11 protein-coding genes are annotated in these 15193 nt (G+C 47.3%); 6 read left to right on the top strand and 5 right to left on the bottom strand.

The window, feature by feature from the left end; translation table 11 throughout:
- Position 1: 1 nt before the first annotated feature.
- The 4 genes from NST84_RS07055 to NST84_RS07040 form a co-directional block, all read right to left on the bottom strand.
- Positions 2-958, bottom strand: coding sequence for a sugar ABC transporter permease (locus tag NST84_RS07055; RefSeq protein ID WP_342566367.1), 957 nt, complete (start codon positions 956-958; stop codon positions 2-4).
- 85 nt (positions 959-1043) lie between these two features.
- Entirely contained in the window at positions 1044-2594 is a 1551-nt protein-coding gene (locus NST84_RS07050) for a response regulator transcription factor (protein ID WP_342564897.1), read from the bottom strand.
- Positions 2587-4371: a histidine kinase gene (locus NST84_RS07045; RefSeq protein ID WP_342564896.1), complete on the bottom strand. Its 1785-nt coding sequence runs from the start codon at positions 4369-4371 to the stop codon at positions 2587-2589. The genes NST84_RS07050 and NST84_RS07045 overlap by 8 nt, the downstream gene beginning before the upstream one ends.
- A gap of 127 nt (positions 4372-4498) precedes the next feature.
- Entirely contained in the window at positions 4499-6682 is a 2184-nt protein-coding gene (locus tag NST84_RS07040; RefSeq protein ID WP_342564895.1) for an alpha-galactosidase, read from the bottom strand.
- 179 nt (positions 6683-6861) lie between these two features.
- On the opposite strand from NST84_RS07040, the gene NST84_RS07035 reads away from it, so the two are divergent.
- Complete coding sequence (locus NST84_RS07035; RefSeq protein ID WP_342564894.1) at positions 6862-7707, top strand: AraC family transcriptional regulator; 846 nt, start codon at positions 6862-6864, stop codon at positions 7705-7707.
- 121 nt (positions 7708-7828) lie between these two features.
- Here NST84_RS07035 and NST84_RS07030 read toward each other — a convergent pair whose 3' ends face one another.
- Positions 7829-10528, bottom strand: a complete 2700-nt coding sequence (locus NST84_RS07030) for a glycoside hydrolase N-terminal domain-containing protein (protein WP_342564893.1) — start codon at positions 10526-10528, stop codon at positions 7829-7831.
- A 132-nt stretch (positions 10529-10660) separates the two neighbouring features.
- Between NST84_RS07030 and NST84_RS07025 the strand changes: the two genes are divergently transcribed.
- The 5 genes from NST84_RS07025 to NST84_RS07005 all read left to right on the top strand — a co-directional run bounded on the left by NST84_RS07025 (position 10661) and on the right by NST84_RS07005 (position 15169).
- Positions 10661-11548 (top strand): AraC family transcriptional regulator, encoded by an 888-nt coding sequence (locus tag NST84_RS07025; RefSeq protein WP_342566366.1) that lies wholly within the window; start codon positions 10661-10663, stop codon positions 11546-11548.
- 1 nt (position 11549) lies between these two features.
- Complete coding sequence (locus NST84_RS07020; RefSeq protein WP_342564892.1) at positions 11550-12245, top strand: response regulator transcription factor; 696 nt, start codon at positions 11550-11552, stop codon at positions 12243-12245.
- Position 12246: 1 nt separating this feature from the next.
- Positions 12247-13302 (top strand): HAMP domain-containing sensor histidine kinase, encoded by a 1056-nt coding sequence (locus tag NST84_RS07015; protein ID WP_342564891.1) that lies wholly within the window; start codon positions 12247-12249, stop codon positions 13300-13302.
- A gap of 200 nt (positions 13303-13502) precedes the next feature.
- Positions 13503-14453, top strand: a complete 951-nt coding sequence (locus NST84_RS07010; RefSeq protein ID WP_342566365.1) for an ABC transporter ATP-binding protein — start codon at positions 13503-13505, stop codon at positions 14451-14453.
- Positions 14453-15169, top strand: a complete 717-nt coding sequence (locus NST84_RS07005; RefSeq protein ID WP_342564890.1) for an ABC transporter permease — start codon at positions 14453-14455, stop codon at positions 15167-15169. The genes NST84_RS07010 and NST84_RS07005 overlap by 1 nt, the downstream gene beginning before the upstream one ends.
- Positions 15170-15193: the final 24 nt, after the last annotated feature.

The raw sequence follows: 15193 nt of genomic DNA, 5'->3' as shown, positions 1-15193 counted from the left end.
TCTACATAATGCTTTCGTTAGTAAATCGCTTAAATATACCATTGGCGGCAAACAGAAGAATCAGGCTTATCACCGAGTTGAAAATGTTGATTGCCGTTCCGAAGGAATATCTGCCCATAGCCAGACCATAATTAAGCGCATACAAGTCGAGCACTTCAGAGTAATCGATGACTAGGTGATTTCCTAGCAGGAATTGCTTTTCAAAGCCCGTACCCAGTAAATGGCCAATCGACATAATTAAAAGAACGATGATGGTCGGCCTGATGCCAGGCAGTGTAATATGCCATATTTGCCGGAGACGGCTCGCTCCGTCCACCCTTGCCGCTTCATATAATTCCGGGCCTATCCCGGAAATGGCAGCAAGGTATATAATGGCATTCCAGCCTGTTTCCTTCCATATATCTGAACCTGTCACGATTCCCCAGAATAAGTTCCCCTGTGCCATAAACTGAATCGGTTTATCAATAATGTTCAGGCCGAGAAGGATATCGTTTACAATTCCGCCGTCCGTTGAAAGCATTTTGGTAACGATCCCTGCAGCGACTACCCAGGATACAAAATGCGGAAGATAAGAAACGGTCTGGACGAACCTCTTTAATGCCTGAACACGAACCTCATTGAGGAGCAGTGCAAAAACGACCGGCACGATAAAACCGGCAATCAGCCCCATAAAGCTCATAGCCAGCGTGTTTCGCAGCACCTGATAAAAATGGTCATCCTTGAACAAGGTTTGAAAGTGCTCAAAGCCTACCCACTTCTGTTCAAAAAAGCTCACTCCGGGTCTATATTTTTGGAAGGCCATCGTCCAGCCCCACAAAGGCAAGTACTGGAAGACAAACACCCAAAGAACAAAAGGTATAGACATGTAGTAAAGATACTTCTGATTTTTGAACTCCCTCCAAGCGCTCTTTTTTCTTTTTGTGTATGCGTTTTCCGCATTTAACGTTATCGGTTTCATACTTCCTCCCCTCTCTTCATAACTATCATAGATTAGAGAGGAGGGGGTTCCCATACCAATGATTTCGGGAAAAATCATCTAAAAATTATGGATTCTTATAGTCCGACGGTGACCGGCCTTCATACCTTTTAAATTTGCTGAAAAAGTAATTTACGCTCGTGTAACCTACCTGCTCTGCCACTTCATACACCTTCATCCCTTGGGCCAGCAGTTCCTTGGCTTTTTGGATACGCACTTTGTCCAGATAGGTGTTAAAGTACTCTCCGGTTTTATTTCTGAACAGCTGCCCCAAATAAGGGGTACTATAGTTAAGCAAACCGGCCAATGTTGATAATTTCAAATCTTCCGCATAATGCTTATGAATAAAATCGATCATTCTCTTAAATTCGAGCTCTTTGCCCTGTGTCTCCGATTCTTCCACAAAATCCAGAAGAAAACGGCGGATATCCTCTATTAGCTTCTGCAGACGATCATGCTGATAGATCCCGTTCAAGAAATGTGAAACCTTCTCTGTCTCTTTCCCTTCTAAACGGGAGGCGGCGGCAAGCTTATGAATGATTCCATTGCAAAGAAAAAAGAAGGCTTGTTTAACATAATCCTCATCTTGCCGCTGCCTGCAATAAACGGCTGCTGCCTCATGTAGCAGCGGCGCCACCATATCCTTGTTTCCTACATCCAGGCAGTAGTACAGGCGGAGGATTAAATCCCTCATCGGCTCTTCATTCCGTTCTTCCGGTAAACCGGTCGGTACCGGCGGGCACACAGGAGGATATTCAGGCTCCAGCAGACGGTCTCTATCACTGAAAAAAGACAGCTTTGCCGCTTCTCTGGCTTTCGCATAAGAATTGTAAATATGCCGGGCTTCGGTGACGGCCCCGCCGGTTGCAGCAACAAACCGGATACCGCTGGCAATATTCCGGATCTCGCTGTACAGATGATCGCGCCGCTGAGATCCGCGAAGCGGCGTGTTGAGCAGAAGCACCACATGGGGAGAAATGACCGTTACAGCCCCCATATTCCGCTCCTCTGCCAGTGCTTTCAGCCCGGCCGCCAGCCGGTTGAGCGCATCCGGCAAATCTGCTTCAGGAACACGCGGAACAATAACTACGACTTCGTAACTGCTCCACAGCAATTCTGGTTGTCCTATGCCGGCACCAGGCTTTATTGTTTCTCCCGGCTTCTCCTGAGGGACCAGCAGACGATGCAGATATAAGTCCCGGTCTAGTGTCTCTGCCTGAGGACTTTTTCGCTTCTGTTTTTCCTCTTCAATCCGTCCCCTCACAAGTTTTAAAGTAGCCAGCATTTCACCGATATTCACCGGTTTAAGCAGGTATCCGACCACACCATATTTGATCGCCTGCTTGGCATACTCAAAATCCGCATATCCGCTCAAAATAATGAATTGCATGTTATGGCCGGCCGCTCTTAAATGCTCAATGAGCTGTAAGCCGTCCATAACGGGCATTCGGATGTCTGCTATAACGACTTCCGGAGCCTCCTCCTTAATGATCTTTAATGCTTCTCTGCCATTGCCTGCGGCAGCTGCAACGGTAAAACCCACACTTTCCCATGGAATTAGCGTTTGCAGTCCTTGCCTGAGTTTTGGCTCATCGTCCACGATAACGACCTTAATCAACAGCTACACCTCCAGGAATATAAAACGTAATGACAGTGCCTTGCCCAAGCTTGCTCTCAATGTTCAGGGCGCTCGGTCCCCCGTACAGCAGCACAAGCCGGTCGTTCACGTTGCGAATACCGATCCGCTCGCTCTCCTGCTCATGTATGGATTCGGCAAGCTCCGCCCGGATACCGGCAAGCCGTTCCGGCGTGATGCCTGCTCCATTGTCACTCACTTTAACCTTCGCTCCCTTCGGGACCCTGCTTATTTCAACCGTAACCGTTACTCCTTCTTCACGGTTATCCAGACCATGGATGATGGAGTTCTCCACCAGCGGTTGAATAATTAACGGTGGGACAGACATTTCTTCCAAATCAGGATCAGACATTAAGCGATATTCCAACCGGTCTTCATACCGGAACTTTTGCATATCAAGATAACAGCGCACACGCTCAAGCTCCTCGCTAAGAGGAATGCTGCCGTTACCGGCCTCCAGGCTGCTGCGCAGAAGCGTACTGAGAAGCCATACCGCTTCCGCGATATCATCCTGCCTGCGTATATGGGCTTCCATCCGGATCGATTCCAAAGAATTAAAAAGAAAGTGCGGATTGATCTGACTTGCCAGCATCTTGAATCTCATCTCATTCTGTCTCTGCTCTACCAGGTTTTTTTGATTATTTGTTTCCTGAACTTCTTGAACCAGTTCATGCACGCTTCTGATAAGCGAATTAAACTGCTTCGACAGCAATCCGACTTCATCTTTGCCATCAATTTGGAGGTAAGCTTCCCATGAACCGGAACCCACCTTGGACATATGCTTGCTTAAACGAAGAAGTCTCCCGGACAACAGTGCGGCAGAGGCATATATAAGCACCACAGCAAACACAAGGCTAACCGCTATTACAATAGCCCCGAGGCGAATAACACGGTTGGCATCCCTCGTAATGTCTGAATAAGAAAAAATTGAAATGATTCGAAGCCCGTTCCAGCTATTTTCCGGCTCCAGGTTAGCGATAACAATTTTAGAGGAGCTGCCGTTGATGACCGTGTCGTAGCTTCCCTCCTGACCGGAAAGGATCTGCGGGTCTCCATCCATTTCTGACAATTCCCTTCCGAAATAACCGGCTTCATTGGAGCCGACAATCCGGTTCCGGTTATCCACGATCATTGTGGTAAAGGACTCCTGATCCAGAATTGAGCTTAATTGCTGTTGATCTACATTAATAGTCAAGACGCCTTTGCGTCCAAGTGAGTCAGCCGGAAACGAACGTATCAGGCTAAGCCGCTCCGCTGCGTTTTGTTCTTCCTTGATCAGATTCCAGCCGGCAAGCCCTTTTTGCTCTATAGCTTCCTTGTACCAGATTTCTGCCATAATCCGCTCATCCGGCTGAATGAACTCCCAGTTATTGAGCGCCCCGGGATTCACGGCGTACACATGAATGCCGGATATCTCTTTGTACAATTGAATGTAGTCCCGGATATCCGTATACTCGCGGTAGGCTTGAATAACATCGGCGTAATCCTCGTATTTTTGGGTGGCTACTCTTTTCATCCTGTTATCAACCGTCAGCCGGTAAGAAAGATCCAGCGGTACCTTAAGCAGCTCTTCGGTCCTTTTTTGAACACGCTCCACATTGTCTGAAACTTGAGTTAACGCATCTTTGATGACGATCTCCCGAAGCTTTCCGGTTAAGAACAGACCGGATAACATCAAAGGAAGAACGGCAGCAGAGATAAAGGTAAGGGCCAATTTCTTTTTCATCTTCATATCGTTCATCATGCGGAACAAAAACATCGCTAATCCTCCCGGGCCGTATAGACCGCTTCATGCAAAATGCCCCTTCTCATATGAAAGGGGCATTCATTAACCGAAATTATGATGAATTACTGCTTCAGATTCTGACACCGGCAGAGCATTGTGCTCAATCCCTCAGCGTATCTGTAGCTAGGACTCTGAACCAGCCGCTTTCATAGTCCTTCTGTTGATAGGACAGGGGCAGTCCCAACTTCATCAGTCTATCTCCCCCATAAATAGACCTGGACCCGTTGTTTTCCGGCAAAACTTCATATTCGGTTTCGGGTTGAAGACCGGCCAGCTGCAGATAACTCCGGGGTGCGTTCGGCACCGCCATCACTTGAAAATAATAAACCAAGGCTTCCTTTTTGTCCTCGGACACAAACATCCAAGCCGACTCGTTTCCTTCAAAAGGACTTTTTAGCCGGTATAAATCCCCTTTTTGGACTAAGCCGCGAATTTCTTTGTAGGTAACGATTTGGCGCCGGACCGTTTCCTTTTCTTCGTCAGTGAATTTCGTCAAATCCAATTCGTATCCAAAATTTCCGGACATAGCAACATTGCCTCTAAAATCAAGCGGAGTTATTCTTCCAACCTGATGGTTCGGTACAGCCGATACATGAGCCCCGATTGCGCTTACGGGATAAACCAGGCTCGTGCCGAATTGAATCTTAAGCCGTTCCGCCGCGTCCGTATTGTCACTGGTCCAGGTCTGCGGCATGTAGTAAAGCATACCCGGATCGAAGCGGCCTCCTCCGCTGGAGCAGCTTTCGAAAAGGATATCCGGAAACGCCTGTGTGATACGTTCTAACAGCTCATACAATCCAAGAACATAGCGGTGGGCAGTCTCTGATTGCCGTTCCGCCGGCAATTCGGCAGAACCAATTTCCGTCAGACACCGGTTCATATCCCATTTAACGTAAGAAACAGGAACGCCGGAAAATATAGCGGAAAGCGAGTCAAAAATATAATCGCGCACCTCTTGGCGGGTGTAATCCAGAACCAGCTGCCATCTGGCTTCGCTGCGTCTGCGTCCCGGGACATGAAGACACCAGTCCGGATGCTTGCGGTACAGCTCGCTGTCCGGAGAGATCATTTCGGGTTCAACCCAAAGTCCGAATTTTAGTCCCAGCCCGTTAATACGTTCCGCAACATCAGCCAGTCCGCCGGGAAGCTTCCGGCGATCCTCAAACCAGTCGCCTAAAGAGGAATTGTCCGAATCCCGTTTACCAAACCAGCCGTCATCCAGCACAAACAGCTCGATTCCCAGCTTCGCTCCTTCTTCCGCGATTGATACCAGCTTGTCCGCGTTAAAGTCAAAATAGGTTGCCTCCCAGTTATTGACCAGAACAGGACGTTCTTCATCCCGGTGTCTTCCCCGGCACAGCCGGGTGCGGTACAGGCGATGATACGTCCGCGACATCTCTCCCAGTCCTTGTCCGGAATAAACCATAACCGCTTCCGGTGTCTGAAAGCTTTCACCGGGACTAAGCAGCCATGCGAAATCAAAGGAATTGATGCCAATGCTGAACCGTACAGAGCCAAAGGAATCGACTTCGGCATCCGCCTCAAAGCCGCCGCTATAAACAAGACTGAACCCGAATGCCTCACCTTGACCTTCCGTCGTTTCGGGAGCGACCAAAGCCGCAAAAGGATTAAATTGGTGGCTGCTCATGCCTCTTTTACTGTCGATCCGGGTTTCTCCTTGATGAAGCGGTTTACGGGTAATATTCCCTTCCCTGGCCCAGGCGCCGGAAAGATACATAATATCAAAATTCCGTGTGCCTGGAAAGTCGACACTTGCACTCAAGGCGCGGCGAAGCCGCAACTCCTGTCTGCCTTCATTGCTGAACAGGGCCGAGCGAACGATAACGTTCCGGTCCGCGAAGATACTGTAGTACAGTGTCACTTTAAGACCCGAATAAGCATCGGTTAATTCCAACTCCAGTGTTTCCGCCTCTGCCTTATCCTCGGTATAAACGGCCGGAAGACCAGGCAGAGACGGCTTACCCTTAGTCACCCGATAACCCTTGTATGTTAGCTCCGTAATACGTGTTCCATCCATAAGCTCAACCTGGTATGCCGGATTCCGGAAGTCTCCGCTTCCATATTGCGGGTATTCTTGAGGCAGCCGGTCTAACCCGGCTTTATCCGGAGTATGGATAAGCATATCAGACATTGGCTCCCGGTGATTCAGTTTGCTTCCCCAATAGATATGTATTGGGTACCCGTCTATAATTTGAATGATATAACTCATACCCGATGACTGCAGATGGAACAACCCTGCTTGTTCTTTAACGATGATACCCATGACCAAACTCCCTTCTTTCGATAAGCAAACCTTAACCATTCATGGTTTAATACTTGATAATTCCTTAAGTTAATAGCGTTTGTCCCTAAAAGGATATACTATATATAGACATTTAGTACATAGCACGATGATTACTAAATATGTTATAATGCTTGATACTAATTTTAAGGAGATTTGCTGTGATCGAATATTTGCCCCGCAGTAAACAGCATATGGGCTTACATCTTACTCAGTTTGGCATTGAGGATTGTCTACCGGGTCACTACTTCGGGCCGGCGGTAAGGAGCCACTATTTACTCCACTATGTTTTGGATGGGGAAGGGTTCTTTGAGGTTGGCGGTGCCCGTTATGAGCTGCGGAAGGGGCAGGGCTTTTTAATTTATCCGGACATAGTCACATACTATCAGGCTGAAACCGCAAACCCTTGGTCTTATTGTTGGTTCGGGTTTGACGGGACATCTGCAGAACCGCTTCTCAAGCAGGCAGGTTTATCCAAGAGCTCTCCTATCTTCTGCTATGACCGGGACAACAGGATAGAACAGTCTTTACAGATGATGATAGAGTCGAGAGGATTAGGCAAAGCTCAGGAGACCAAGCTGACAGGTCTGCTTTATCTATTGCTGTCTCTTCTGATTGAGTCCGGTCCGGTGACCTCCTCAGAAAATATGGAATCAAGGACAGAGATTTACGTCGAGAAAGTACGGAACTTTATTGAAATGAACTATCCATATAAGATTACCGTTGAGGATATTGCCCGATTTATCGGACTCAACCGAAGCTATTTGTGCTTGTTGTTCAAACAGAACATGCAACTCAGCATTCAGGAGTATCTCATTCGCCATAGAATGAATAAGGCATGCGAAATGATGGCAAACGCCGAGCTTTCCATTGCGGACATTTCCAGATCTGTAGGCTATAACGACGCCTTACTGTTCTCTAAAATGTTTAAGAAAGTAAAGGGCTCCTCACCCAAACATTACCGGGCCGGATTGCTGGCTCAACCTTTTCCGGATGATCTGGAGTAGAACGGTTGGCAGCAATCTTTAACCATGGACAAGCAGTTATTTATGCATGACCATAGACAAGAAATTCGGCAAAACTAAAGACCTTTCAAATGACAGGTCTCATCTAAGGGCAGTCCTTGAATTACAATATAAACACAACGGTAACCTCTACGCCTGCATTTAGGATCAATCGAATATACTTTTCTTGCTCCTTCTGCTCTACCTTGGCTTCACTACCGCTTACCATAGCCTTTATCCATGGAAGCCCTAACTTTAAACGGATGGTATTATCATCCCGGAGAGAGTTCAGGGTCACTTGTACGGTTCTTGCGGATAAATCCCAGGATAACGCCTTAAGCTCGACCCATGTTCTTGCCATAAGTCCATTGATGAAGCCGGTTTGCCATTCGGAAGGCAAAGCAGGAAGAACCTCTATTTCTCCGGTATTCGAGAACATTAGTGCTTCATTGACGGCTGCCACTGTGCCGAAGGAGGTATCCGAACAGTAGCAGTTACACCTTCTGTTCGAATCATGATCTGTCATCAAGGAGCTGTAGTACCCGGCATCCCTCATCATTGGAAGCAGTGAGGAGAGCACTCCGTCACCATTTTTGAGCCTGGCTTGGACCAGCGCCTTATGCATCCAGCCATGCCCTGCGGTATCATCCCCGGTATTATACTGATCCCTGTTGGCAATCGCGGTCTTGGCAGCTTGAGACAACTCCGGATTGTTCTGCGTTTCATAGGCGGGCCATGCTGCATAAAGATGGCTCAAATGCCGGTGGTTGTTATTCTCCATGTATTCATTCATAGCCCACTCGCGTAAGGCACCGTCCGAATCATATTTATAATCCGGCAGCAGCTTAAGCAAAGCTTCCCATTTAGCTATTGCGTGTTCATAGCCCTCTCTCCTAACTGCCTGCTCCATTGCAATGACCATGGATAAACCATCCCGCGCGGCTGAAATATCCATGGTGGCATTAGCTGTGATCGTGCTGTTGTAGCCAATGGGATGATTCTCGGGTGAATACGCCGGAATGATCAGGTATGTTTCACCCGGATTCAGCGCGGTTTTGCCATGCTGGTGACATGCATTGCCGTTAACATCCGTGTAATACTCCGGCGTGCAGAGCTGCTCCCAGAAGTTAGCCTGCTTGGTTAGCAGGGGGAGGAGAATATCCTCTGCAAGATTCAAATAGCCTTTATCTTTAAGCAATGCGAATTCCTCATCATTCAGGCCTCCATCACGAACACCAAGAACCGGTTTCAGTTCATCGAACCGCATGTTATCGTTAATCGGAATCTGCTGATTGCCGTAACACTGCCAGTACTCATAGATAGGCAAAAGACACCAGCTTGCCCCCGCGTTCCAGTATTCAAATGGAAAATCATTGTCATATTCTACGTGCATCCCGCGGTCGCCGTCAGAGTTAACGGATATCTGCAGCGCATCATGCATGCCGTACGCCATCCGTGCATTATATTCAAAATCGGGAGTGTTCCTCAAGAAAAAAGTAATATATCCAAGCTGTGCTTGTGTCAAATGGCCCGTATTCATGGCGGCAACCTGCAGATTCACATTGGCATCCAGCGTATAAATGCCGCGCCAGCCAGGATTCCATTCTCCCGTCCACATGCCATACAAGCGCGGCGCGCTTGCTCCGCTGCAGCAGATCATGGCATACCTCCCCTGGTTATACACCTGCTCCATAAAAGCAGGATTGACCCTTTGCGGAGCTGACTTTTGCGCATGGATTAGGGCCAGATTATCAGCGTCCTTATCCTGCCCGTCGCCTTCAATGCTGAAGCTTACTGCGTTAAACTCTGCTGAATGCTTCTCCGCATGGACTGCAAGAGCCGCATCATAATCGAACCCGCCGCCCGGAGCTGAATATTTTTGCACAACTGCATTCGTGTCTTGAAAGAGCTGATCAACAATATCGTATTGTGTCATTGCGGAGAAGTCTTCTATTTTCCCCATGGAATGCGTTCTGCTAGAGCGTGTAATTAGATATACGGCATCGGCATCCTTAACCTGAACCGCAGGAGTTGCCGTCCCGGACACATTCATCGGTTCATCGCCGCTGTCAGCAAGCAGTACTTTTTCCTTGGTACCGTTAACCACAACAACCCGGGTCAAGCCTGCGTACCCCCCATGGGCCAGCTCGCTTCCCGGATAGGACGGGTAATGAACAACTTGGGCGAGATAATCCGCACTGGCATCCACAAGCTTTTTATATTGGAGTGCCTTCAAATCATTGAAACCATCGTATGCCCCGCTCAAAGCTGTAATGTCATCTATAGAGAGGGTTAAGTGAAGCTTGACCCCTGCAGAGGATGAAGTGATTTTCGTGATCGAAACGTTATCCTCCCGGGAGGTAAAAGATGTACGCACCCACTCCCCATCCTCATCGCTGTAGCGTACTCCCGTCTCTGCCGTTTCATAGTTCGTCCATCTCTCATAACCGTACAAACTTCCATTATTGGGTATGTTAACCCTGAGCTGATGTCCCGGATGGTAGCAATAGTAAAAGGTTCTTTTTCTCGTTCCGCCAGTCTCGTCCGTAATCTTCCAGCTATCGTTCTGGTTAAAGACGTTCTGCCGGGCATCCGGGAGCTGAGCGGTTAGTTCCTTCGGAATGTCTCTGGGGTCTCTGGAAGGAAAGTTAAACCACATGTACTGAAAAATAAAGCTGTCCGAGTAGGGCGAGCCAGACGTGATATACCCGTTCTCCCCGTTTCCGCTGATCATGCCCTCCCGCCACGCATTGCCGGGGTTGACAGCAGGAACCTCTGTATACGTGCCGGCGTAATTCCCTTTCTGATACATGCGTCTTGTCATTTGTTATCCTCCTGAACGGCTGAGTCTGAATGCAAAATAATTATATCAATGGGAGGTTAGATTCGTTATCCTTAGAGATGACAAGGGAGCCGGAAAGGTGTCGCATTTTTACAGGAGGGAACGTCTGTGAGCATGAAGTTACCCAGCATCAACATTGATAATATGGATATCAAGCTGAACCTTGAAGGCCTGGTGCTGAATGTGTTGTATGTCAAATTCGGCTATTTTTACAGACCGATGCCTGAGCACAGCCACAGCCAAAACAGCTATGAGCTTCATTATATCCCGGCCGGACAGGGCACTCTGTACGCGCAAGGGCAAACTTATGCAATCACACCCGGGACGATATATGTAACTGGACCGGAGGTCGCTCATGAGCAGATCCCCCACCCGGAGGATCCGATGGCGGAATATTGCATCTTCTTTGAGATTTTACCCGGTAACTCCACTCTCCCGTTAGTCAAGCGAACCTTCGTGAAGGAGCCGGCTCTTCCGCAGCTGCTGCTGTCCACTCCCTTCTGGATCGGACTGGATAGCGGAAATATGCTGGAATTGTTTGAAATGCTTGCGGATGAGCTCTCTCTGGAGCAAGCCGGTGTTCATCACATGGCAACTAACCTTCTTGAGATGATTGTGATCCGGCTGATAAGACAATACAGTAAGAATCATGCGTCCACCCAATGCCTCCCGCTAAAGACCCTTGACGACAGCAGACTGCTAATGATTGAAAACAGCTTCCTGTACCACTATGATTCCATTACGCTGCAGCAGCTTGCTGGCCAGCTGGGGCTAAGCACCAGACAGACGGAGCGGATGGTATACAAGCAATACGGTATGGCCTTTAAAGATAAGAAGCTACAGGCAAGAATGGGCGCCGCTTCACGTCTATTGCTCACAACAGACACTTCGGTCAGCGGAATTGCAGCCCAAGTGGGTTACTCCACACCGGAACAATTTAGTAATGCATTTAAAAAATATTTTGGAATGACGGCTACCGGGTATAGGAGCTTGGAGGTATAAGATGTCAAAAACAATATTAGTTGTAGACGACGATAAAGAAATCGTAAAACTCATCACAAAAAGCTTAAGGTACGAGCAATTTGCAATAATTCCGGCATACTCCGGAAAAGAAGCCTTGGCTGCATTGGAAGAAAACCAGATTGATTTCATCGTTCTGGATATCGTGATGCCTGATCTGGATGGACATGATGTCTGCAGAAGCATCCGGGCATCTTATAATGTTCCTATCCTGTTTTTAAGTGCTCGTGATAAGGACATTGACAAAATCGTCGGTCTCGAAATAGGTGCAGACGATTACATGACCAAACCTTTCAGTATTCAGGAGCTTGCCTCAAGAATAAAAGCCCATTTCAGAAAAGTGGACAGGCTGTTTAAAGAGTGGGAAGAGCTTAGTCCCGGTAACGAAAAGGCTGATGCTCCGCTCATTTTGAATGATAAAACGTTTGAAGCCTTTCTGCATGGCAGGAAGCTCGACTTATCTACGAAGGAATTTCAAATTTTATCTGTTCTTGTGCGTCACCCCAATCAGGTACTGACTCGTGAGCAGATCTATGAAAATGTCTGGGGAGATGAATACGGAGAGTTAAATACCGTAACGGTCCATATTAAAAATATCCGTAAGAAGCTGGGGCCTGAATCAAATTTTATAAAAACCATATGGGGCATAGGATATAAATATACGGAAAGAGAGCAATAGTATGAAACTGAAAATGAAGCTCCCCCTTCTATTCCTTCTGATGCTTATCATTTTGATGTTTTCCATTGGATTGTACCTGAAGTTCGTGTTTGCAGTGTATTCACCTATAAGCACTTCATTGCTGGACCCACAGTATATAGCCTTGCTTCTGCCCATATTTGTCATTGCGCTATTTATATTTATTATTCTGATCATCTATATTTATTTTTTCATAGAAAAGCCCATCCGGCGTCTGAATACCCGGCTGGAAGAAGTAAATATTGTACATCCGATGCCTCCGCTGGCTTTGAGGAGTAACGACGAGATCGGAGAACTTTATAAACACTTCAATAAAATGGAGCATAGGCTTCAACTTGCCCACAGAGAGCAAACCGATATCATCGCGGCGATTGCCCACGATTTGAAAACACCCCTGACATCCATTAACGGTTTTACTGAACTGCTGGCTGCACATAAGGACTTACCTGAAACTGAAAAGCAGGAATATTATGAATTGATTCAAAGGAAGTCAGCCTATATGGTCGAGCTTATCAATGATTTCTCCAGCTTCACTAAAGAAAAGCTGGAGCTGGAATCAATGGTAGCAGTCCCCGTACAAGCATCACAATTATTTGAACAAATTGCTTTTGAATATGACTATGAGCTGGCAGGCCTTGACTACCGGCTTGTTTACCGTCATTCATTCACTGACAATACTTTGCTTATGGCCAATGAACCGATGATCCGCCGGGTTTTCGGCAACCTCTTTAGCAACGCCGTAAGATATGGGGGGGAAAATGAGCTGAAGGTGTATATGACCGGATACGTGCAAGGACATTATGCTTACTTCCAAATCGAGGATAATGGAGTTGGAGTGCCGGATAAGGATATTTCTTCACTGTTCCTTAAATTTTTCACTGTGGATAAATCCCGGCAAATCCAAAAGGGAGGTCTGGGGCTGGGCCTTGCAAGCTGTAAATCTATTATTGAACACCACGGGGGCGAAATTGCTGCCTACGCCTCCAAATATGGCGGTTTGGGGATCAGGTTCAGCCTCCCCCTGCCGGCATATCGCTGAATTATTATTTCCCTTCTTCTTTCTGCAACCAAGATAAAGGCTGCTGCCCGGGTGTTCACACCCGGCAGCAGCCTATTTTTTGCGTTTTATAGTTTTTTATATCCTCTTTATAAACCTTTATTTTTCTTTTAAAGCAGCTTTATCTTTGGATGTAAAAATGATTGTAGTACTTAGGAATTAACGTGAAGGAGTTAAAGGCTATGCGAATGTTATCAAAGAATAAGAGTGCCGGAACGCCCGCTATACAAATTGACGGGGTGCACAAGAGATATGGAGACTATACCGTATTAAATAATCTTTCGCTGGAGGTGCACCGGGGAGAGATATTCGGATTTCTGGGACTGAATGGCGCCGGGAAGACAACGACTATTAAGCTGCTCCTGGCGATGCTGAGGCCAACCTCCGGCAAGCTCTATATGTTGGGTGAACAGGTCCATGCCGGAAACTATAAATTATGGAGCAGCGTTGGATATCTGGAGGAGGCTACTTTTTATCCTGATCTGACTGTAGCTGAGAATCTTGACATCGCAAGGCGGATGCAAGGGGTGCCTGACAAAGATTCCGTACATCAGGTTATCTATAAGCTGGGACTTGAGCCGCACCAAAAGAAGAAAGCAAAGCATCTTTCTTTAGGGAACAAACAGCGCCTGGGACTTGCCAAAGCGATGCTTCACAATCCGCAAATTCTAATCTTGGATGAGCCGATCAATGGCCTTGATCCCGCAGGCGTGGCGGAGATACGTGATATGTTATATAACTTGGCGAAAAATTTCGGAGTAACTGTTTTTTTATCCAGCCATCTGCTAGAGGAGCTAGCGAAAGTGTCCACACGCATTGGAATCATTCATCATGGCCATCTTGTTAAAGAAGTTGCTATGGATCAACTGGAGCAATCCTTACAGAAAAGCTTAGTGGTAGGCGGACGGGACAAGCATGCTTTAAAGAAGGTGCTTGTAGAGCATGGTTATGCATTTGCGGAGACTATAGACGGTTTTATTAAATTAACCGGTGACCACGCAGCGGATCGTCCTGAACGGATAGCTGAACTGCTGGTGAAATGCAATCAGCCGCCAACCTCGCTTCAGGTGATTACGGAGGATTTGGAGGGATATTTTCTCCGCACGATTGGTATGACCAGGGGGAATAAATAATGAGTCTATTTTCTGTTTTATATTGTGAGACCCGCAAGATTATCCGCGCCAATGTGTTTTGGCTGATGTTTCTGGTTTTAGGCTTTGGACCGATCATGATGGGAGTAGGCATTGTTTTATCCGGTGACGCCGGCGGTATCCATTGGGAACAGTATTTGACCGAATTGCTTGATACGCTTGCCCCGCTTGGACTTATAGGATATACCTTTATCGCGGCATGGGTATTTGGACGGGAGTTTTCAGATAGAACCATTAAAGATTTGCTTGCCAAGCCCGTTTCCAGACCGAAAATAGTATTGTCCAAATTTCTTGTCATTCTGGTATGGTGCCTGTTACTTTCCATCTATATGTTTGCCGTAGGCTTTGCCGCGGGGGCTATCCTGGGTATTGAGGGCGGGTCAGCCTCTGTCATCTGGAGTATCTTCTTGAGGTTCCTTTTAACATCACTGTTGTATATCTTTGTTACCACCCCCGGCACGCTTTTGGCCAATGTGACCAAGGGATACCTGGCGCCACTGGGACTCATCCTGATTATCGTTATTCTTTCCAGCGTGCTGGCCTCCTTTGGATTTGCCCCCTATTTTCCGTGGACCATCCCGTCAGTATTTCAAGGCACCGGTTCTTTAAAGCTGAGCAGCATCATGATTCTTGCGTATACGGGAGTAGCCGGAATAGCCGGAACATTTGCCTGGTGGAGATTTGCAGAGCAGCGATAAATGAGCGTATATACCCCAGGATAT

Source organism: Paenibacillus sp. FSL R7-0345 (genome assembly GCF_038595055.1).
Lineage (GTDB): Bacteria > Bacillota > Bacilli > Paenibacillales > Paenibacillaceae > Paenibacillus_AQ.
The sequence above is the reverse complement of the archived record's forward strand: the minus strand, read 5'-3'. Positions and strand labels throughout refer to the sequence as shown.